The sequence below is a fragment of the Streptomyces sp. NPDC050508 genome (assembly GCF_040655155.1).
GTDB lineage: Bacteria > Actinomycetota > Actinomycetes > Streptomycetales > Streptomycetaceae > Streptomyces.
This window is the reverse complement of record NZ_JBFAJJ010000003.1, coordinates 537,974-558,135: the sequence shown is the minus strand read 5'-3', so window position 1 is coordinate 558,135 and position 20,162 is coordinate 537,974. Positions and strand designations below refer to the sequence as shown.

13 protein-coding genes are annotated in these 20,162 nt (G+C 67.0%); 11 read left to right on the top strand and 2 right to left on the bottom strand.

What is annotated here, in order from left to right; translation table 11 throughout:
* Nucleotides 1-41 precede the first annotated feature (41 nt).
* The gene (locus AB0I69_RS11925; RefSeq protein ID WP_363095459.1) at nucleotides 42-2,309 is read right to left on the bottom strand and encodes an NEW3 domain-containing protein; all 2,268 of its coding nucleotides are present in this window, start codon (nucleotides 2,307-2,309) and stop codon (nucleotides 42-44) included.
* A 279-nt stretch (nucleotides 2,310-2,588) separates the two neighbouring features.
* Between AB0I69_RS11925 and AB0I69_RS11920 the strand changes: the two genes are divergently transcribed.
* The 4 genes from AB0I69_RS11920 (at nucleotide 2,589) to AB0I69_RS11905 (ending at nucleotide 7,728) form a co-directional block, all read left to right on the top strand.
* Nucleotides 2,589-3,173: a dihydrofolate reductase family protein gene (locus AB0I69_RS11920; protein WP_363095458.1), complete on the top strand. Its 585-nt coding sequence runs from the start codon at nucleotides 2,589-2,591 to the stop codon at nucleotides 3,171-3,173.
* A complete protein-coding gene (locus tag AB0I69_RS11915; RefSeq protein ID WP_363095457.1) occupies nucleotides 3,170-3,583 on the top strand; it encodes a VOC family protein in 414 nt (137 codons plus the stop codon). Before AB0I69_RS11920 ends, AB0I69_RS11915 begins: the two co-directional genes overlap by 4 nt.
* Before the next feature lie 430 nt (nucleotides 3,584-4,013).
* Nucleotides 4,014-7,286 (top strand): GH92 family glycosyl hydrolase, encoded by a 3,273-nt coding sequence (locus AB0I69_RS11910; protein WP_363095456.1) that lies wholly within the window; start codon nucleotides 4,014-4,016, stop codon nucleotides 7,284-7,286.
* A 67-nt stretch (nucleotides 7,287-7,353) separates the two neighbouring features.
* A complete protein-coding gene (locus tag AB0I69_RS11905) occupies nucleotides 7,354-7,728 on the top strand; it encodes a hypothetical protein (RefSeq protein WP_363095455.1) in 375 nt (124 codons plus the stop codon).
* 7 nt (nucleotides 7,729-7,735) lie between these two features.
* Here the strand turns inward: AB0I69_RS11905 and AB0I69_RS11900 are convergent, their stop codons facing one another.
* Nucleotides 7,736-11,527: a GH92 family glycosyl hydrolase gene (locus AB0I69_RS11900; protein ID WP_363095454.1), complete on the bottom strand. Its 3,792-nt coding sequence runs from the start codon at nucleotides 11,525-11,527 to the stop codon at nucleotides 7,736-7,738.
* A gap of 340 nt (nucleotides 11,528-11,867) precedes the next feature.
* Here AB0I69_RS11900 and ngcE point away from each other — a divergent pair, with 340 nt between their 5' ends.
* From ngcE to AB0I69_RS11865, 7 genes are all read left to right on the top strand, one after another.
* A complete protein-coding gene (gene ngcE / locus AB0I69_RS11895; RefSeq protein ID WP_363095453.1) occupies nucleotides 11,868-13,325 on the top strand; it encodes an N-acetylglucosamine/diacetylchitobiose ABC transporter substrate-binding protein in 1,458 nt (485 codons plus the stop codon).
* Between the two features lie 49 nt (nucleotides 13,326-13,374).
* Nucleotides 13,375-14,301, top strand: a complete 927-nt coding sequence (locus AB0I69_RS11890; protein ID WP_363095452.1) for a sugar ABC transporter permease — start codon at nucleotides 13,375-13,377, stop codon at nucleotides 14,299-14,301.
* 4 nt (nucleotides 14,302-14,305) lie between these two features.
* On the top strand, nucleotides 14,306-15,232 hold the full coding sequence (locus AB0I69_RS11885) for a carbohydrate ABC transporter permease (RefSeq protein WP_363095451.1): 927 nt from the start codon (nucleotides 14,306-14,308) through the stop codon (nucleotides 15,230-15,232).
* 182 nt (nucleotides 15,233-15,414) lie between these two features.
* Complete coding sequence (locus tag AB0I69_RS11880; protein ID WP_363095450.1) at nucleotides 15,415-16,614, top strand: ROK family transcriptional regulator; 1,200 nt, start codon at nucleotides 15,415-15,417, stop codon at nucleotides 16,612-16,614.
* A 132-nt stretch (nucleotides 16,615-16,746) separates the two neighbouring features.
* The gene (locus AB0I69_RS11875; RefSeq protein WP_363095581.1) at nucleotides 16,747-17,841 is read left to right on the top strand and encodes a substrate-binding domain-containing protein; all 1,095 of its coding nucleotides are present in this window, start codon (nucleotides 16,747-16,749) and stop codon (nucleotides 17,839-17,841) included.
* Between the two features lie 209 nt (nucleotides 17,842-18,050).
* On the top strand, nucleotides 18,051-18,839 hold the full coding sequence (locus tag AB0I69_RS11870) for an ATP-binding cassette domain-containing protein (RefSeq protein ID WP_363095449.1): 789 nt from the start codon (nucleotides 18,051-18,053) through the stop codon (nucleotides 18,837-18,839).
* Nucleotides 18,836-20,155 (top strand): sugar ABC transporter permease, encoded by a 1,320-nt coding sequence (locus AB0I69_RS11865; RefSeq protein WP_363095448.1) that lies wholly within the window; start codon nucleotides 18,836-18,838, stop codon nucleotides 20,153-20,155. The genes AB0I69_RS11870 and AB0I69_RS11865 overlap by 4 nt, the downstream gene beginning before the upstream one ends.
* Nucleotides 20,156-20,162 lie beyond the last annotated feature (7 nt).

Genomic DNA, 20,162 nt, shown 5'->3' with positions numbered 1-20,162 from the left:
GAGAGCACCGGGCGCCGTACGGAACTTGCGGGCCAATACAGCTAGGGCGTGGTCGTGAACCCGTCGAAGTCGGCCTCGCCCGTGGTGCCCGAGGCGTGCGAGGTCTGGGTGAGGCCGACGTCCTGGGTGGCGGCGGCGGTCGGGACGGTGATGGTGCCGACCAGGTTCCAAGTGGCGTCGTCCGTCGAGTAGTAGCCGCTGTACGAGGTGCCGTTACGGACGAGCTTCAGCCACGAGGGGTAGGCGGCGGTACCGGTGGAGTCCTGCGAGTCGAGCTTTCCGTCGCCGTCACTGTCCCAGTCGAGGAGATAGCCGTTGCCCGGGGTCGCGACCAGGGCCACATACCCGGGGGACGTGTTCGGCTGGGTGATGTCGTTGCGGACCATGATCCCGGCCTTCGCCCAGACATCCGTGTCCGACTGCGAGTTGAGCTTCACGGTCGTCACCGAACCGTCGTGCTCCGCGCCCGGCAGATAGATCGAGCCGTATTCGTTCGTGCCGTTGTACAGATCCGCACCCTGCGCCCGGATACCGAGTTGAGTGCCGGACTCGCTGAAACTCGCCGTGGTGGAGGCGAACGTCCGGTACGGGGCGGTGACTTGGTGGTTGACGGTGATCGTGTCACCGGCGGTCAGCCGGGTCATCCCCGTCGACCGGAAGCGGTAACTCGCCGTCCCCTGGAAGTCGTTGGAGGCGAAGAGCTTCGACGAAGGCGGGATGGACACGGAGTAGGTGGCCTTCAACGCATGGCCGCCACGCACCGTCCGGGCCCGGGTCACGTCACGCGTGGTGATCTTCGTTCCGGACGGCCCGGTGAGGGTCAGATCGGCATCGGCGATCGACCGCGAACCGTTGTCGGACAGGACCGCGGTCACCGTACGCGTGGTGCTGTCGCTCGACGCGGGCGCCCAGTTGAGCCCGAACGAGACGTCCGGAGCCGCGCCCGCCACCGCGCCGTGGGTGCCGTGCACCCGGTACAGGGCCACACCGTGCGCCGGCACATTGGCGGCGATCCGGCCCGCGGACTCGGTCAGCCGCTTGCTCCACAGATCCCGCAGGGCGTAGTCGCGCGCGCCGGACAGCCCCAGCGCGGCGGCGGTCGTGGCGACCTCCCGAGGAGCGGAACCAGTGTTGAACAGGCCGACCACGACATCCCCGTCGGCCTCGGTCTTGGCGAACACCTGCGCGTTCGCGTCCGAGGAGATCCGCTTGGCGTCGATGCCGTCCTGGTCGACCCCGAGGACGTCGGTGTTCTTCAGCAGCGCGAGGTCGGCCGGGTCGAGATGCGTGAGATCGGTGCCGAGAATGAGCGGGGAGGCGGCCAGCGACCACAGGCTCATCTGGGTCCTGCGCTCGTCGGGGGTGAGGCCGTTGTTGTCGCCGTTCCCGATCTCCAATGAGTCGTAGTCGTTGTAGCCGCCGGGCCCGCCGTACGGTGCCCAGGCCGCGACCTGGTCGAAGCGGGAGGCGATGGAGGCCCAGGTCGTCAGGGGGTAACTGCTGCTGTCCGGACCGCAGTAGCACTCGATGTCGCCGCCGGTACGCCAGCCGTTGGAGAGTTTCTTCCAGGTGGCGGCGTTGTTGATGTCGAGGTTGTTGGACAGCTCCAGATGGATCGGCCGCCCGGTGTGCCGCAGGGCGTCCGACCAGGCCTGGACGTCCTGTTGGTCGGACGTGCCGACACCGTCGATCTTCAGATAGTCGATGCCCCAGCCGGCGAACTGACCGGCCCACGAGTCGATGTAGGTCTGCGCACCGGGCTTGGCGTAATCAATCCCCACCATGCCACCGCAGTTGTAGTTGCTCTCCGTCGTCGTGGTGGCGATGTCCCGCGCGTGGTACGGCGTTCCCTTGATCTCGGTGTTCTTGGCGACCGCCTGCTGGGAGATGCCGGGGGTGACGTACAGGCCGAACTTCAGTCCCAGGGAGTGCACATAGTCGGCGACGACCTGGATGCCGTTCTCATCGCCGCGGGGCGGGAACTTGACGGGGTCGGTGACCCAGCGGCCGTACTGGTCGACGTCCGGTCCCTGGCTGCCGGGGCACTGGTACCAGAAGTCGTCGACGTTGGCGTAGACGAAGCCGTTTTTCGCCAGGCCGCTGGTCTTGAGCGCCTTCGCCTGTGCCTCGATGGTCTGTGCGGTCGGATTGCGCCGCACAAAGCTCCAACTGCTCCACCCCAGCACGGGTTTGAGCCCGACACCGTTGTCATCGGCTCTCGCCGACTGGCCACCGGTCGCGGTGACTCCACTGGTGAGCAGCAGCGCTCCCGCGAACGCGGCCAGCACACCGCGGATCCGTCTTCTCATGAGCTGTTCCTCCATCGCAACGCTCACCTGACTCAGAAACCGTCAAGAACCAACCCCGTGGACACGGCAAGTCAACATGACCGAACGCGAGTCACCGCATAGCGCGCTTGGCCAAAACTGGGTCAAGTCTGTGGGGTTCCTGGGTCGCCCGGTGCTGATCTGCATCTCGTCGGGCCGATGAGTTCGGCTGCCGGCCGAAGTCTTCCCCTGTGACACTCCCACCCTCGTGGGGCGGGAAGCGGAGCATCCCCATGCCACGGAGGAGAGGTGGAGGTCAGTATGAGCAATCCGATTCGGCTGTACATGTCGATGTCGCTCGACGGCTGTGTCGCCGGTCCGGACGATCGACCGGGCCAGGAGCTCGGACGCGCCGGTGGACGCCTTTTCAACTGGCTCGACGACCGGGAGTCCGACGGTCCCAGCGGACAGGTCTATCGCGAGGCGCTGGCCACCGGCGCGGTGATCTCCGGCCGTCGGACCTTCGAACTCGCCGGGCGCTGGCAGGGCGACCACCACGACGGTGTGCCGATCTTCGTCCTCACTCACCAGGTGGACGACGGGGACGTACCACCCGGCCACGCGCGTTTCGTCACCGACGTCGAGGAGTGCGCCCGTCAGGCTCGCGCCGCCGCCGGGGACCGGCCGGTCATGGTCCATGGGGCGGGCGCGGCCCAAGCGCTCCTCCGGGCCGGGCAGTTGGACGAGATGGAGATCCACCTGGTGCAGGTTCTCCTCGGGGAAGGCCGACGGCTCTTCGACCACCTCGGTGGTGATCACATCGAACTCGACCTCGTCCGGCGGCTGGAGGACCGAGACGTCACGCACCTCCGCTACCGGGTGCGCCGATCCGATGAGGCCGCATGAAGACGCTCTTCGTCAGCTGCCGCGTCACCGAACTGGACCGCTCGCTCGCCTTCTACACTGCCCTGGGCTACGTCGAGTTGGGCAAGGTCGAGATCGGTGACGGGGCTCGCCTCGTGATCCTCGGCTTCCCCGGCGAACCGGCGGCCTCGCTCGAACTGGTCCACCGTCCCGTGGCCGGACGCGTCGACGTGGGCAGCGGTTTCGACCACCTCGCGATCCAGGTGGACACCCTGGCCGCCACCCTGGAGCGGCTGACCGACGCCGGCCTGGAGCCGGGACCTGCCCAGCACCCGGGCGGCCCCCACGGCCCGAAGACGTCGTGGCTCACCGACCCGGACGGCTACCGGATCGAGCTGGTGGAGTGGCCACCCGGACACCCCGACGGCATCACCGCGGCGGACTTCTCTTGAACGTACGACGGGCACCTGGCCCAGCGGCTACCTGTCCGAGGTGGCCGTCACCAACTCCGGCAACTACCCTGCCCCGCCAGGTCGGTTGGGCCTCGACGTCGGTTGAGTCGTTGCTCGGGGCGGACCCGGCGGTCGGGGGCCACCGGGTCCGCGAGCCGGACAGGCAATGGGGGTTGAACCTGCCCGGGTGGTGCGTGGCTTGGGGCGACGCTGTGGTGCGACAACGTTGTCGAATGGTCTGCATATGACTCTACCGCCCCAACAGACAACGATGTCAAGCGAGTTGGCCTGCGAGCGCCGTCCGAGTGGGTGCCCCGCGTGCCCTCACCGGCGCCCGCGCTCTTCCGTGGTACGGGTGGCGCACGTTACTGTCCCTGCGGCTTGTGCGACCTGTGGTGCGCGACCCGTCCGAAGGAGGAGGGGCCGCATCATGCGTTTCCGTCCCATGTCCCTTTTGCTCGCCGCCGCACTCGCGGTCGGCGGCGCCACCCCCGCCCTGGCGGCCACCACCGCCCCGCCACAACTCGTCAAGGACCCCAGCGCCTACGTCGATCCGCTGATCGGCACCAAGAACGGCGGCAATGTCTTCCCGGGCGCCGTCGTGCCCTTCGGCATGCTCTCCTGGAGCCCGGAGAACACCAGAGGCAGCGCGACGAGCACCGCCGCACCAGGCGGCTACCAGTACGACGCCACCCGCATCCGCGGCTTCAGCCTCACCCACATGTCCGGCACGGGCTGCGCGGGCGGCAGCGGCGACATCCCGTTCTACCCGTACGCCGGTGAGGTCACCTCCTCCCCGGCGAGCGACACCAAAGACGCCGTCTACGCCTCCGACTTCAGCCACACCGACGAGACCGCCGAACCCGGCCACTACAAGGTCGGCCTCGCCTCCGGCGTCACCGCCGACCTCACCGCGACGGCCCGCACCGGCTCCGGCCGCTTCACCTACCCGGCCGACAAGCCCGCCTCGTTGCTGATCCGGACCGCCAACTCCGAGGTGGGGTCCACGGATTCGTCGGTCACCATCGACCCGAAGACCAACACGGTCTCCGGCTCGGTCACCTCCGGCAACTTCTGCGGCTACCTCGACCCCGAGGGCCAACGCGCCTACTACACCCTGTACTTCACCGCCACCTTCGACCGCGCCTTCAAGACCACCGGCACCTGGCAGGACGACAAGCTGACCCCGGGTTCGACGAATGCGACCGGCGGCACGGGCGGCTTCACCACCGGCGGCCGTCCCGTCGCGGGCAAGGGCGCGGGCGGCTACGTCGAGTTCGAGCCCGGCACCGGCCCGGTCGGCGTCAAGGTCGGTATCTCGTACGTCAGTCAGGCCGGCGCCCAGGCCAACCTCGCGGCGGAGAACCCGCCGAAGCGCTCCTTCGACGCGGTCCAGGACGCAGCACACCGCGCCTGGCGCGACCAGCTCGGCGCGATCAAGGTCGGCGGCGGTACCGACACCGAGCGCACCACTTTCTACACCGCGCTCTACCACTCCCTCCTGCACCCGAACATCATCAGCGACGCCGACCGCAGATACACGGGCAGCGACGGCAAGGTGCACAAGGTGGGCCGGGGTCATCAAGCGCAATACGGCACCTTCTCCGGCTGGGACATCTACCGGTCGCAGGTCCAACTGCTCACCCTCCTCAGCCCGCGCACCGGCTCGGACATCGCGCAGTCCCTCTACGAACTCGCCCAGCAGAACGGGGGAGTCTGGGACCGCTGGCTGCACGGCGCGAGCGGCACCCACGTCATGAACGGCGACCCCTCACCCACCGCCCTGGCCGGCATCCGCGCCTTCGGCGGCACGGACTTCGACCTGAAGGGGGCACTCGCTTCCCTCGTCCAGGCGGCGACCGTACCGACCGCCCAGGACCTGTCCTCCTCGGGCAAGCCGGTGCTCTCGGTGGGCCAACGCCCGTCCCTCGACAAGTACTTGAACCTGCACTACATGCCGTCCGTCTCCAACGCCTGGGGCGGCGCCGCCGAGACGCTGGAGATGTCCACGGCGGACTTCGCGCTCTCCCAACTCGCCACGGCGGCAGGGAAGAAGAGCACGGCGGCCGACTTCGCCAAGCGCGCCCAGTGGTGGCAGAACAACTTCAACATCGCCGCCGACCCCACCGGCGGCTACATCGCCAACCGCAAGGCGGACGGCAGTTGGGTCACCGGCTTCACCCCGGGCACCGGCAACGGCTTCGTGGAGGGCACGGCCGCCCAGTACACGTGGATGGTCCAGCACAACCCCGCCGGGCTGTTCGCGGCGATGGGCGGCACGGACAAGGCGCTTGCCCGCCTCGACTCCTTCTTCCATGAGGCGGACGGGAGTTGGGCCTTCACGGGCAGCGGCGGCGACAAGTCGGAGCTGGACAACGAGCCGTCCGTCAACGTCCCCTACCTCTACGACTACGCGGGCGCGCCCTACAAGACCCAGGAGACGGTCAGGGCGGCCATGAAGCAGCTCTGGTCGACCGACCCGGCCGGTATCCCCGGCAACGACGACCTCGGCGAGATGTCGTCCTGGTACGTCTTCTCCGCCCTCGGCATGTACCCCCAGGTCCCCTCCCGCGCCGAACTCACCCTCGCCTCCCCGCTGTTCGAGCGCATCGAGATCAAGCGCCCGCACGGCAACGACATCTCCATCCGCGCGAAGGGCGCCGCGACCGACGCTCCGTACATCCAGTCGCTGAAGGTCAACGGCCGTAGCACGCAACAGCCTTGGCTCTCGTCCTCGATCGTCAAGAACGGCGGCACCCTCGACTACACCCTCGCCACCACCCCGAACCGCACCTGGGGCAGCGACCCGGCCGACGCCCCGCCGTCCTTCCGCACCGGCGAACAGCCGTACCAGATCGGCGTCGGCCCGACCGCCGCGACCCTCGCCCCCGGCGACAGCACCAAGGTGAACATCAAGGCCCTGTCCTTGAGCGGCGGCACCGGCCCCGAGGTCCGCTACAGCGTCGAAACGCCCTCCGGTGTCACGGCAACTCCCGCGCAGGGAACGGTCGTCGACGGCTCCCAGGACATCACCCTGACCGCCGCCAATGACGTCCAGCAGGGCTTCTACGACGTGAAGGTCACCGTCACCTCGGGCGACACGTCGTACGAGCAGCCGGTTTCGCTCACTGTGGCCGCGCCCGGCACCCTTCTCGCCGCCTACAACAACACCGGCGTCTCCGACGACACCGGCGAGCACGACGAGGCGGACTACGACGGAGGCGGCTGGAGTTACTCGCTGCAGGCCCTCGCCGCCGCCGGGCTCACCCCGGGCGGCACGGGCACGGTGGACGGGCTCGGCTTCACCTGGCCCAACTCGCCGAACGGGCGCCCCGACAACGTCTCGGCGGCCGGTCAGACCGTCCAACTCCCGCAGCCCGCAAGCACCTTGTCCTTTATCGGCAGCGCCGTCAACGGCAACCAGCAGACGAAGGCGACCGTCACCTACACCGACGGCAGCACCGACGCGATCGACCTGTCCTTCACGGACTGGACGGTCGGCGGGGGCGGCGGCACCGTGCAGTACGGCAACGAGGTCGTCGCCAGGACCGCGTACCGCAATGTCGCGGGTGCGGACAAGGACCCGGTAGCCACCTATGTGTTCGCCACCAAGCCGTTCGCGGCGCCGACGGGCAAGACCATCAAGAGCGTGACACTTCCGGACGACACGGATCTCCATGTGTTCACCCTTGCGGTGAACTGACGTCCACTATGTGCGCCCTCGCCCGTTCCGGTGGCGGGGGCGCATCGTCGCGTGCGAGCATCCGCAGATGGTGAAACGGCCGCAGCTGCCCGAGGAGTTCCGGGCCGAAGCGCGAACGGCCTTCGCGTTCCTGGTCGGGGACGAGGGCTTCTCGCCGCCGGAGGACATAGACGGCGGCCTGCGCTATCTGCGCGCGGATCTGATGGTGCGGGTCTGGTTCCTGGGCGGTGCGGAGTCCGAGGTCCTGACACGACTGATCCCCCTGGCGCCGGACGGCACCAGGGGGAGCGGGGCTTGGCTCGACGACCTGTACAAGGCCGCCGCGTGCGGCCCGGCCCAGGACGTCCCCGTCTTCGCGTCGACCAGAAGAGGCGTGCTCAAACGGGTTCACCAGCACGCGGAGGCGTTGCGACGGTTGCTGCCCCGCCTCCCCGTGCCGTGACCGTGCCTCAGGCCAGCAGTTCCACCTCCGCGAGCGTCGAGGAGCTGTCCAGGACCAGGCGGTAATGCGCGTACGAGCCAGGTGACTTGACCGAGAAGACGCGCGTCTGCTTGTCCCAGGTGAAGGATTCGCCGGAGCGTTTGTCGAGCGTCTTCCACGTGGTGCCGTCGGTCGAGCCCTGCAGGGTCCAGCCGGTCGGCGCCTGCGTGTGGTCCTTAGACGACGTCAGCGTGTACTGGATGCCCTTGGTGGCCTTCGAGACCGGCAGGTCCACCGAGGTCACCGTCGCGTCCGTGGCCGACGTGTTGTCGAACAGGGCTCCGTCACCGGCGAGTTGGTCACTGCGAGGCGTCGGCACCTGGTCGTTCTTGGTGATCGACACCGGCGCCGCGTTCTTGCCGCTGCCCCACGACGAGGGCTTGGAGCCCATGGAGAAGTCCAGCACTCCGCCCTTCTCCAGCAGCGAGTGAGGGAGTGAAGTCTTCGTCCAGGTCTGCCCGTTGACCTTCAGACCCTGCACGTAGACGTTCTTCGTGCTGTTCTTCGGTGCCTTGACGACGAGGTCCTTGCCGTTCTCCAGGTGGACGGTCGCCTTGGTGAACAGCGGGGAGCCGATGGCGTATTCGCCGCTGCCCATCACCAGCGGGTAGAAGCCGAGCGCGGAGAAGAGGTACCAGGCCGACTGCTCGCCGTTGTCCTCGTCGCCGTGGTAGCCCTGCCCGATCTCGCTGCCGGTGTAGAGGCGCGACATCACCTCGCGCACGTCCTTCTGCGCCTTCCAGGGCTCGCCGGCCGCGTCGTACATGTAAGTGACGTGGTGGGCGACCTGGTTGGAGTGCCCGTACTGGCCCATCCGTACGTCCCGCGCCTCCGTCATCTCGTGGATGACTCCGCCGTAGGAGCCGACGAAGTCGGAGGACGCCGTCTCCGGGGTGGAGAAGTACTGGTCGAGCTTGTCCCCGAGGGCCTTCTGGCCGCCGTAGAGGTTGGCCAGGCCGCGGCTGTCCTGCGGGGCGGTGAAGGCGTAGCCCCAGCCGTCGGTCTCCGTGTAGTCGTAGCCCCACACGCGCGGGTCGTACTTCGACGCGTCCAGGCGCCAGTCGCCCTGCGCGTTCTTGCCCTGGAAGAAGCCGACCTGCTTGTCGAACAGGTTCACGTAGTCCTGGGCCCGGTTGAGGAAGTACTCGGACTCCTCCTTGTAGTGCTTCTCACCGGTCTTCTTGTAGAGGGCCTGGCCCATCTCGGCGATGCCGTAGTCGTTGACGTAGCCCTCCATCGCCCAGGAGAAGCCCTCGCTCGTGTCGGTGCTCGTGTAGCCGAGGAAGGGCGAGGTGGTCATGCCCTTGCGGCCCACACCGGAGGAGGGCGGGACGACGGTGGCGTTCTTGACGGCCGCGTCGTAGGCCGACTTGGCGTCGAACTTCACGCCCTTGACGTACGCGTCCGCGAACGCGACGTCGGAGGAGGTGCCGGTCATCAGGTCCGCGTAGCCGGGTGAGGACCAGCGCGAGGTCCAGCCGCCGTCCTTGTACTGCTGCACGAACCCGTCGACCATCTCACCCGCCTGACCGGGCGTCAGGAGCGAGTACGCCGGCCAGGTCGTCCGATAGGTGTCCCAGAAGCCGTTGTTGACGTACACCTTGCCGTCGACGATCTTGGCGCCGGTGTGCGTCGGGGTGTCCTGGCTCGTCATCGGGGAGAACGGCGACGCGTACTGGTACGTCGAACCGACCTTCTCGAAGCCGGAGTTGGGGTACAGATACAGCCGGTACATGCTGGAGTAGAGCGTCGTCAGCTGATCGGGTGTCGCCCCTTCCACCTCGACCTTGCCGAGCAGCTTGTCCCACACCTGCTGGGCCTGCTGCTTGACGGTGTCGAAGGAGGTGCCGTCCGGGATCTCCTGGCTCAGGTTGTCCTTCGCCTGGTCGACGCTGATCAGCGAGGTGGCCAGGCGCAGGGTGACCGTGTGGTCGGCGCCCGGCTTGAACTTCAGGTAGCCCTTGACGCCGGTGGAGGAGCCGTCCGTCACCGGCGCGTCGAACACGCCGTACACGAAGAGCCGCGTCGCGCCTGTGGACAGCCCCGACTTGACGTCCGAGTAGCCGGTGACGGTCCCGTTGGTCTTGTCGAGGGTCAGGCCCGCCTGCTCGGTGACGTTGTCGAAGATGACGCTCGCGTCGTCGCCGGGGTAGGTGAAGCGCAGCGAGGCCGCGTGGTCGGTCGGGGCCATCTCGGCCTTGAGACCGTTCTCGAACGTGACGCCGTAGTAGTACGGGCGCGCGATCTCGTTCTCGTGCTTGAACGCCAACTCTCGTGCCGTCGGGTCGGTGTTGGGGGTTCCGGAAGCGGCCGACGGCATCACCTGGAAGGTCTGCCGGTCGCCCATCCAGGGGCTGGGCTCATGGCTCAGGCTGAGCGCCTGGAGCGTCGGGAGGTTGTCGTCGTTGTTCGCTCGTGCGTAGTCGTAGAGCCAGCTGAGCGACGACGAATTCGTCACCGGGGTCCAGAAGTTGAAGCCGTGCGGCAGCGCCGCCGCGGGGAAGTTGTTGCCGCGCGAGAAGCTGCCACTGGAGTTGGTGCCCCGGGTGGTCAGCGCGTAGTCGGACAGATGCGCCTTCGGCTTCTCCGGTGCGACCGACTTGATGCTCACATCGTCCAGCCAGCCCCGGAACTTCGCCGGGCCGCTGGGGGAGTCGTAGGCGATGAGAATCCGGTCGACGGTCTTCCCGGCCGCGACCGAACCGATCCGCGAGAGGACGTTGTTCCACTGGTTGACGTAGAGGATCTTCGCCGCGCCCTGCCCCTGCGGAGTCAGCGCGAAGCCGTGCGAGTCGCTCGCGCCGAGGTCGCTGAGATAGGTGCCGTCCGTGAAGACCAGGTCGACGGAGACGTTCGTGGCGTCGTAGTCGAGGTCGCCGTCGGCCATCTGCGGGAAGATCTTGTACGAGAGCGCGGTGTCCTTGTCGACCGCCACGTCCACGTCGAAGACCTTGTTGTACGAGTACGCCCGCCCCGTGGCCGTGTGACGGCCCGCGTAGCGCAGTGCCCGCTTCCCGGTGAAGCCGGCGCCCGCCTTGGCGGTGGGCGAGCCGCTCGGGCCGTGGTCGACCAGCGAGAGCATGTCCTCGGGGACCGGGGCGGTGGAGCCGCCCGTCGAGAACTGGACGTCGGCGATCTGCAGGATGTCGCCGCCGTTGTTCTTGCTCACGTTCAGCCGGAAGTGCTGGTACTCGGCCGGCTCGGCGAGGTCGTACGACTTGGTCTGGAACCGGGTGGAGAACGACTCGCCGGAGCGGGTGTCGACGGTCTTCCAGTCCTTGCCGTCCGTGGACCCCTGGAGCGTCCAGTCCTGCGGGTCGCGCTCGTCGTGGTCGTTGGCCGAAGTCAGCGCGTAGGTCACTATCTTGAGCGGCTTGTCGAGGTCGAACTCGACCCAGCCCGTGGGCTCGAAGGTGAGCCATTTGGTGCCGGACTCGCCGTCGACGAGGTTCTCCTTCACCTCGCCCGCACCCGTGTTCTCCCCGCTGGCCCGCAGGTCCGTGACATGGTCGTCCACATTGCCGGGGATACCGCTGGTGTATCCCCCGTCGACACCGGAGGCCCGCTTGCTGCCGTCCGGCGCGGTGTCCACGGTGTTCAGCCAGTCCGGTGCCGGATCACCCGCCTCGAAGGAGGAGGCGAACTCCCGGGCCGGAGCAGGGGCCTTGACGGGCAGCGCTGTGGCCGCCCCCTGCGAGCCCGCGACCAGAGCGAAGGCGGCCACCGACACGGCCGCCGAACCCCACCATCTGTGATGCATACGAGGGCATCCTCCTTGCACGTTGGACAACGTTGTCAAATTCGACGCGCAAGGAACAGTAGGGAGTCAAGTGGCCAGGGATGTCAAGGGTGTTGGGTGCGGCATTCGAGCGCAATAGCGGGGATTTCTCCGGCATCGAACGCACAGGGCCCGCATATTTCCGCGAGGTCTCACTTCGGAAAAGACCGACAACCTACCCTGCATTCGATCTTGCTCTGTTGGCAAGAAGTGGACTATACCTGTCGGCGTTCCACCCCTGCACGAACCAGCTCGACCTGACCGCGGTGCCGGGGAGGATCCGGTTCACCGCCTGAGTCCTGGAGAAGGCGAGGACTTGAGCATGGGATCCACTTCCGCTTCCGCTCAGAACAACGGTTCCGAAGGCGTCGGCCGACGCGATCTGATCAAGAGGTCGGCCGCACTCGGTCTGATCTCCGTTCCGGCCATGAGCTTCCTCTCGGCCTGTGCGAGCAGTTCCAGCGGCTCGGACAAGAAGGCCACGGCGGGCACGAAGACCGCCAAGAACCCGCTCGCGGTGAACGCCACCGCGCAGATGGAGTTCGTGCTCTTCGACGGCGGCTTCGGAAAGGAGTACGCCCAGGACGCCGTCAAGATCTACGAGAAGGACTTCCCCAAGGCGAAGGTCAAGTTCTCCGCCACGCAGAAGATCCAGTCGACGCTGCAGCCCCGCTTCAACCAGGGCACCCCGCCGGACCTGATCGACAACTCCGGTGCCGAGCAGATGGACATGGGTGTTCTCGTCGGCAAGAAGCAGCTGACCGACCTGACACCGCTGCTCGACGCCGCCTCGTTCGACGACCCGTCGAAGAAGGTCCGCGACACCCTGCGGCCGGGCATCGTCGAGATGGGCCAGTTCGACGGCGACCCCGTCTGGATCATGTACTACGCCTACACCGTGTACGGCGTCTGGTACTCGCAGAAGGCCCTGGACTCGCTCGACGAGAAGTACCCCGAGACCTGGGACCAGATGCTCGCGGTCTGCGCCAAGGCCAAGAAGAAGGGCATGGCGGGCTGGACCTACGCGGGCAAGTACCCGTACTACCTCCCGTTCTCGCTCTACCCGATGATCGGCAAGGTCGGCGGTCGTGAGGTGCTCGACGCCATCGACAACCTGGAGCCGAACGCCTGGAAGCACCCGGCCGTGAAGGCCTGTTTCGACGCCTACTACGAGTTGTTCAAGAAGGGCTACATCCTCAAGGGCACGCCCGGTATCGACCACATCCAGTCGCAGACCGCTTGGGCCGAGGGCAAGGCGCTGTTCATCCCGAACGGCTCCTGGGTGGAGAACGAGTCCGCCAACGTCATTCCCAAGGACTTCAACCTCGCCGTCTCCGCGCCGACCGGAATCGACAGCTCGGACAAGATGCCCTTCGGCACCATCTGGGCGTCCGGCGGTGAACCCTTCATCGTCCCGGCCAAGGCGGCCAACGCGGCCGGTGGCATGGAGCAGTTGCGCATCATGCTCAGCGAGGCCTCCTCGAAGAACTTCACCAGCAAGGTGAAGTCACTGACCGCGTACAACGGCGGCACCGACGGGATCACCCTCACGCCGGGCCTCACCTCCGGTGTGGCGGCGCTGAAGCTGGCCGGCGACAACGTGCTCAACCCGCGACTGCAGGACTGGTACGTGCAGTTGCAGAAGGAGCAGATCGGTGTGGCGGGTCTCGGCGAGATGATGGCCGGGCGGGCCACTCCGGCCGAGACCATCAAGAAGATCCAGGGCTTCGCCGACGCGGCGGCCAAGGACACGTCGATCAAGCACTACAAGCACCAGTGAGGATCCGTCACCAGCGGCGGCGCCCGCCCAGAGAACGGGGTCGGTAGCAATGCAGCACGGCAAGTACCGGTTCATCGTGGGGTTCCTGACCGTTCCCCTCGGGCTGTACGTGCTTTTCGTCGTATGGCCCTTCATCCAGTCCATCTACTATTCGTTCACGGACTGGACGGGGCTGAGCCCGGAATTCAAAATGGTCGGCTTCGACAACTACAAGAGAATGTTCCACGACGAGATCTTCTGGAAATCGTTGCAGCACAGTCTCCTGTTCGCGTTGGTGCTGCCGCTGGTGACGATCAGTCTGGCGCTGTTCTTCGCTTTCATGATCAATGTGGGCGGACGGCGCCGGACGGGCGGCCCGGTCGTCTCGGGCGTCCGCGGCTCCTCCTTCTACAAGATCGTCTATTTCTTCCCGCAGGTCCTCTCGATCGCGATCGTCGCCCTGTTGTTCGCCTTCGCGTACAACCCGGACAGCGGCGCGATCAACTCCTTCCTGCGCGGAATCGGACTCGACAGCATCCAGCCGCTGTGGCTCGGCGATCCGAGCCTCGCCCTGTGGTGTGTGATGGCGGTCCTCGTCTGGTCCACGGTCGGCTTCTTCGTGGTCCTCTTCTCCGCGGGTATGGCGTCCATTCCGGCGGAGTTGTACGAGGCGGCGCTGCTCGACGGCGCCAACCGGCTGACCACGTTCTTCCGCCTCACCCTGCCGCTCCTGTGGGACACGGTGATGTCCGGCTGGGTCTACATGGGCATCATCGCGCTGGGCGCCGAGTCGTTCGCGGTCGTACAGATCATGACGACCGGACCGGGCGGTCCCGACTACTCGACCACCGTCATGGTCCTGTACGTGTACCAGAAGGCGTTCCGAGACGGACAGGCCGCCTACGCGACCACCATCGGCGTCGCCCTGCTCGTCGTCACGCTGGCCTTCGCGGCCGTCGTGATGCGGCTGGGCCGTCGTGAGCGGCTGGAGTTCTGATCACATGAAGACGACCGAGACCCCCGCCCCCGTGCCGGCCGAGTCCGGTGTCCCCGTCGCCGAGATCGGTGCACCGGCCGGAGATCCACCGAAGCGGAGGAAGAAAGAGGGCACCGTCCTCAACGTCTTCTCGCACGGCATGCTCATCCTGTGGGCGTTCATGGTCGTGCTGCCGCTCGCGTGGGCGGTGATGACGTCCTTCAAGAGCGACGGCGCGATCTTCAGCTCGCCGTGGGCGCTGCCGGACAAACTGCACTTCGACAACTGGGCGCGGGCCTGGACCGACGCCAACATGAGCGACTACTTCTTCAACACCATTCTGGTGGTGGGTGGTTCGCTCATCGGCACGCTGGTGCTCGGTTCGATGGCCGCGTACGTGCTCGCCCGGTTCGACTTCCCGGGCAACCGCTTCATCTACTTCCTGTTCATCGGCGGCATGAGCTTCCCGATCATGCTCGCCCTGGTCCCGCTGTTCTACGTCGTCAACAACATGGGACTGCTGAACACGATCCACGGTCTGATCCTGGTCTACATCGCCTACTCGCTGCCGTTCACGGTCTTCTTCCTGACCGCGTTCTTCCGCACGCTGCCCACCTCGGTGGCGGAGGCCGCGTTCGTGGACGGGGCCTCGCACACCCGGACGTTCTTCCAGATCATGCTGCCGATGGCCAAGCCGGGCCTGATCAGCGTGGGGATCTTCAACTTCCTGGGCCAGTGGAACCAGTACATGCTGCCGACGGTCCTGAACACCGATCCGGACAAGCGGGTCCTCACCCAGGGCCTGGTGCAGCTGGCCGCCAGCCAGGGCTACAAGGGCGACTGGTCCGGGCTCTTCGCCGGTCTGGTGATGGCCATGCTGCCGGTGCTCGCCGCCTACATCGTCTTCCAGCGTCAGGTGGTACAGGGCCTGACCGCGGGGGCGCTCAAGTAGCGGCCCGCCCCTGCCTCGCGTGTGCCGCTCCGGGCCTCCGGAGCGGCTTGCACGCATGTGTGCAAGTACCCGGATGCGGTTCAACCTCTTGACGGGAGGCAGCCCGAACGGCTCAGCTTAGAGTTCACTAGTTGGACATAGACGGGGCCTCATCGATGCGGTCCCGCGCGCAGGAGGTCGTCGTGGAGACTCCCGGGTCGCAGTCGTCACTGCACCGAGCCAATCTCGAACGGGTCGTGCGAGCGGTGCGGCTGGCCGGGTCGCTGACGCAGGCGGAGATCGCGAGGACGACGGGCCTGTCCGCCGCGACGGTCTCCAACATCGTGCGCGAGCTCAAGGACGGCGGAACGGTCGAGGTCACACCCACCTCGGCGGGCGGGCGCCGGGCCCGCAGCGTGTCCCTGAGCGGGGACGCCGGCATTGTCATCGGCGTCGACTTCGGGCACACGCATTTGCGCGTCGCGGTCGGGAATCTCGCCCACCAGGTGCTGGCCGAGGAGTCCGAACCCGTCGATGTGGACGCCTCCTCGACGCAGGGCTTCGACCGGGCGGAAGAGCTGGTCAACCGGCTGATCGCGGCGACCGGAGTGGACCGTTCCAAGATCGCCGGGGTGGGCCTCGGCGTGCCCGGACCGATCGACGTCGAGTCGGGCACCCTGGGCTCCACCGCCATCCTCCCGGGCTGGACCGGCACCAGACCCGCGGAGGAGCTGGGCAGCCGTCTGGGCGTACCGGTGCACGTGGACAACGACGCCAACCTCGGCGCCCTCGGTGAGCTGGTCTGGGGCAGCGGGCGGGGCGTCAGGGACCTGGCGTACATCAAGGTCGCGAGCGGGGTCGGCGCGGGACTGGTCATCAACGGCACGATCTACCGGGGCCCGGGTGGCACAGCGGGAGAAATCGGGCATATTACTCTTGATGAGTCCGGCCCTGTCTGCCGCTGCGGAAACCGGGGCTGCCTGGAGACCTTCACGGCCGCGCGCTATGTGCTGCCGCTTCTCCAGTCCAGTCACGGTACCGACCTGACCATGGAGGGAGTCGTACGGCTGGCGCGGGACGGAGACCCTGGTTGCCGTCGGGTGATCGCCGACGTCGGCCGACACATCGGCAGTGGAGTCGCCAATCTCTGCAATTTGCTGAACCCGAGCCGAGTGGTCCTCGGTGGCGATCTCGCCGAGGCCGGTGAGCTGGTGCTCGGGCCGATCAGGGAGTCTGTCGGCCGCTACGCGATCCCCAGTGCGGCGCGTCAACTTTCCGTTCTCCCGGGGGCACTTGGAGGCCGTGCAGAGGTGCTCGGAGCGCTCGCTCTCGCACTCAGCGAGATGGGCGATTCGACCCTTTTGGACGGGTCGCTGACCGCAGCGACAACTGTCTTCACTTAGAGAACGCACGACGCCGTTGCCATCTCGTTAAGTATTTACTTCTTGACGCCGAACGCGCGGCCGAGTTGACTTCCAGCCACCTCGGCCGCAACGACGCGGCCTCGTCAGGGAGGTTTCAAAGTGAACACGCGCATGCGTCGTGCCGCCGTTGCAGTGATCGCCACCACGATGGCCGTTTCGATGGCCGCCTGTGGCAAGGCGGGCGACAAGAAGTCGTCTGACAGCAGCTCCAGCTCCTCGGGCGGTACGAACGCCTCGATCGGCCTGCTCCTGCCCGACAGCGTCACCACTCGGTACGAGAAGTTCGACAAGCCGTACTTCGAGGCCAAGGTCAAGGAGCTGTGCTCCGGCTGCAGCGTCCAGTACGCCAACGCCAACGCCAGCGCCGCCACGCAGGCCCAGCAGGTCAGCACGATGATCACCAAGGGCGTCAAGGTGATCGTGGTCAGCGCCCAGGACTCCGCCGCCATCAAGTCCTCGATCCAGCAGGCCGTGGACAAGGGCATCAAGGTCGTCGCGTACGACCGTCTGGCCCAGGGCCCGGTCTCCGCGTACGTGTCCTTCGACAACGTGCAGGTCGGCAAGCTCCAGGGCGAGGCGCTCCTCACCTCGCTGGGCTCCAAGGCGACCACCAAGTCGAAGGTCGTCATGATCAACGGTGACGACGCCGACCCGAACGCCGCGCAGTTCAAGAAGGGCGCCCACGAGGCCCTCGACGGCAAGGTCGACATCGCCTACGAGCAGTCCGGCCTCTGGAAGGACAGCGTCGCCGGGCAGAAGATGTCCGCGGCCATCACCCAGCTGGGTGCCAAGAACATCGCGGGCGTCTACTCCGCCAACGACGGCATGGCCGGCGGCATCGCCACCGTCCTCAAGGGCGCCAAGATCAGCGGCATCCCGCTGACGGGCCAGGACGCGGAGCTCGCCGGTATCCAGCGCATCGTCGCCGGTACCCAGTCCAGCACCGTCTACAAGGCCTTCAAGCCGGAGGCCGAGGCGGCCGCCACGCTCGCCGTCGACCTGGCGCAGGGCAAGAGCATCTCCTCGCTCGCCACCACGACCCAGACCAGCGGCTCCGGCAACAAGGTGCCCTCGCAGCTGCTGACCCCGGTGTCGGTCACCAAGGCCAACATCAAGGACACGGTCATCAAGGACGGTCTCTACACCGTCGCGCAGATCTGCACCTCGGAGTACGCCGCGGCGTGCAAGACCGCCGGTCTGCAGTAACCACCGCTCAGCGGTGACAGAGCCCCTTCGGCGCCCGTCCCACCTTCAAACCCCGCTGTGGGGCGGGCGCCGATCGGAACCCGTGCGAACGCAGCCGTTGCCAACAGGCATCGGCCGCGCGCATGTTCATCTTGTAAATCTGTGCCTAGGCACAACCCTCCGCGGCTTTTGACAAGCGCGGCATCCCCGCCGGTCAGGCGGCGAAGGAGATGGTTCACGTGTCCGCTACGCCCGTGCTGGCGTTGCGCGGAGTCTCCAAGCGATTCGGTGCGGTGCAGGCCCTCACCGAAGTAGAGCTGGAGGTTCACGCCGGAGAAGTAGTCGCACTGGTGGGCGACAACGGCGCAGGAAAGTCCACTCTGGTGAAGACGATCGCCGGAGTACACCCCATCGATGAGGGAGTCATCGAGTGGGAGGGCAACCCGGTCAGCATCAACAAGCCGCACGACGCCCAGGGACTCGGCGTCGCGACGGTCTACCAGGACCTCGCGCTGTGCGACAACCTCGACGTCGTCGGCAACCTCTACCTCGGACGTGAGCTGCTGCGCCACGGCATCATCGACGAGGTCACGATGGAGAAGAACTCACGCGAACTGCTGAGCACGCTCTCCATCCGCATCCCCAGCGTGCGGATCCCGATCGCCAGCCTCTCCGGTGGCCAGCGGCAGGTCGTCGCCATCGCCCGCGCGCTGATCGGTGACCCCAAGGTCGTCATCCTCGACGAGCCCACCGCCGCCCTCGGTGTCGAGCAGACCGCACAGGTCCTCGACCTGGTCGAGCGGCTGCGCGAGCGCAACCTCGGCGTCATCCTCATCAGCCACAACATGGCCGACGTCAAGGCGGTCGCCGACACCGTCAACGTGCTGCGCCTGGGCAAGAACAACGGCTCCTTCCCGGTGAAGGACACCAGTCAGGAAACGATCATCGCCGCGATCACCGGTGCCACGGACAACGCCGTGACCCGTCGTGCGGTGCGCAGCACGGAGGCGGCAAAGTGAGCGACACGTCAGGCACCGTGAAGAAGGACGCGGTCGAACCGACCGCCGCGGCCCCGGCCGACGACCCCACGGCAGCCGCTGCGGCCGCCACCGTCGTCGACCCGCGTCTGCTGGTCCGCGAAGAGGGCTACAAGGGCTACATCACCGAGTTCAAGCGCAAGGTCAAGGGCGGTGAACTCGGCTCGCTGCCGGTCGTCGCCGGCCTGATCGCCATCGGCATCATCTTCCAGGTCCAGAACAGCCGGTTCCTGAGCGCGGACAACCTGTCCAACATCAGCTACTACCTGTCGGCCACCGGCATGCTGGCCATCGGCCTGGTCTTCGTGCTGCTGCTCGGCGAGATCGACCTGTCGGTCGGCTCGGTCAGCGGTCTGGCGTCCACCCTGTTCGCCGTCTTCGTGGTCAACCACGGGATGAACGGCTGGCTGGCGCTGATCCTCACCATCGTCACCGGCATCGGCATCGGCGCACTGCACGGCTTCTTCTTCGCGAGGATCGGTGTACCGGCGTTCGTCGTGACACTGGCAGGCTTCCTGGGCTGGAACGGGCTGATGCTGTGGCTGCTCGGTTCGAGCGGCACCATCAACATCCCGGACAGCGGTCCGGTGCACCTCTTCGGCCAGAGCTCGTTCTTCATGAACCAGTCGATCGCCGGTGCGTACATCCTGGCCGCTCTCGGCGTCGGCTCGCTGCTCTTCGGCTCGCTCAGCGAGCAGCGCCGCCGCAAGGCCGCCGGGGTGCCGTTCAGGCCCACCAGCGAGATCGGCCTGCGGGTCGGCCTGCTCGCCGTCGCCGCGTTCGTCACCGCGTACGTGCTGAACTCGTCCGCCGGTGTCTCCAACGCCCTGGTGATCTTCCTCGCGTCCCTGGTGATCGTGGACTTCGTGCTCCGCCGTACCCCGTACGGCCGCAAGGTCTTCGCGGTCGGCGGCGGCATCGAGGCCGCGCGCCGTGCCGGTATCAACGTGCCGATGATCCGCATCACCGTGTTCGCCATCTCCGGCGGCTTCGCGGCGATCGGCGGTATGTTCTTCGCCGGTCAGACCCAGAGCGCCACGCTCAACGCCGGCGGCGGCAACACCCTGATGCTGGCCATCGCGGCCGCGGTCATCGGCGGTACGAGCCTCTTCGGCGGTCGCGGCACCGTGTGGTCCGCCCTCCTGGGCATGCTGGTCATCCAGTCGATCCAGACCGGCCTCGACCTGCTCAACATGAACACGTCGATCCAGTACATGATCACCGGCGGTGTTCTGCTCGGCGCGGTCGTCATCGACTCGGTGTCCCGCAAGAGCCAGAAGGCGTCCGGTCGCGGCTGACCTGCCC

Bases quoted from the DNA above. Each gene is read 5' to 3' on its own strand.
- AB0I69_RS11925 (WP_363095459.1), bottom strand. From the start codon at position 2,309: ATGAGAAGACGGATCCGCGGTGTGCTGGCCGCGTTCGCGGGAGCGCTG.
- AB0I69_RS11920 (WP_363095458.1), top strand. From the start codon at position 2,589: ATGAGCAATCCGATTCGGCTGTACATGTCGATGTCGCTCGACGGCTGT.
- AB0I69_RS11915 (WP_363095457.1), top strand. From the start codon at position 3,170: ATGAAGACGCTCTTCGTCAGCTGCCGCGTCACCGAACTGGACCGCTCG.
- AB0I69_RS11910 (WP_363095456.1), top strand. From the start codon at position 4,014: ATGCGTTTCCGTCCCATGTCCCTTTTGCTCGCCGCCGCACTCGCGGTC.
- AB0I69_RS11905 (WP_363095455.1), top strand. From the start codon at position 7,354: ATGGTGAAACGGCCGCAGCTGCCCGAGGAGTTCCGGGCCGAAGCGCGA.
- AB0I69_RS11900 (WP_363095454.1), bottom strand. From the start codon at position 11,527: ATGCATCACAGATGGTGGGGTTCGGCGGCCGTGTCGGTGGCCGCCTTC.
- ngcE (WP_363095453.1), top strand. From the start codon at position 11,868: ATGGGATCCACTTCCGCTTCCGCTCAGAACAACGGTTCCGAAGGCGTC.
- AB0I69_RS11890 (WP_363095452.1), top strand. From the start codon at position 13,375: ATGCAGCACGGCAAGTACCGGTTCATCGTGGGGTTCCTGACCGTTCCC.
- AB0I69_RS11885 (WP_363095451.1), top strand. From the start codon at position 14,306: ATGAAGACGACCGAGACCCCCGCCCCCGTGCCGGCCGAGTCCGGTGTC.
- AB0I69_RS11875 (WP_363095581.1), top strand. From the start codon at position 16,747: ATGCGTCGTGCCGCCGTTGCAGTGATCGCCACCACGATGGCCGTTTCG.
- AB0I69_RS11870 (WP_363095449.1), top strand. From the start codon at position 18,051: ATGGTTCACGTGTCCGCTACGCCCGTGCTGGCGTTGCGCGGAGTCTCC.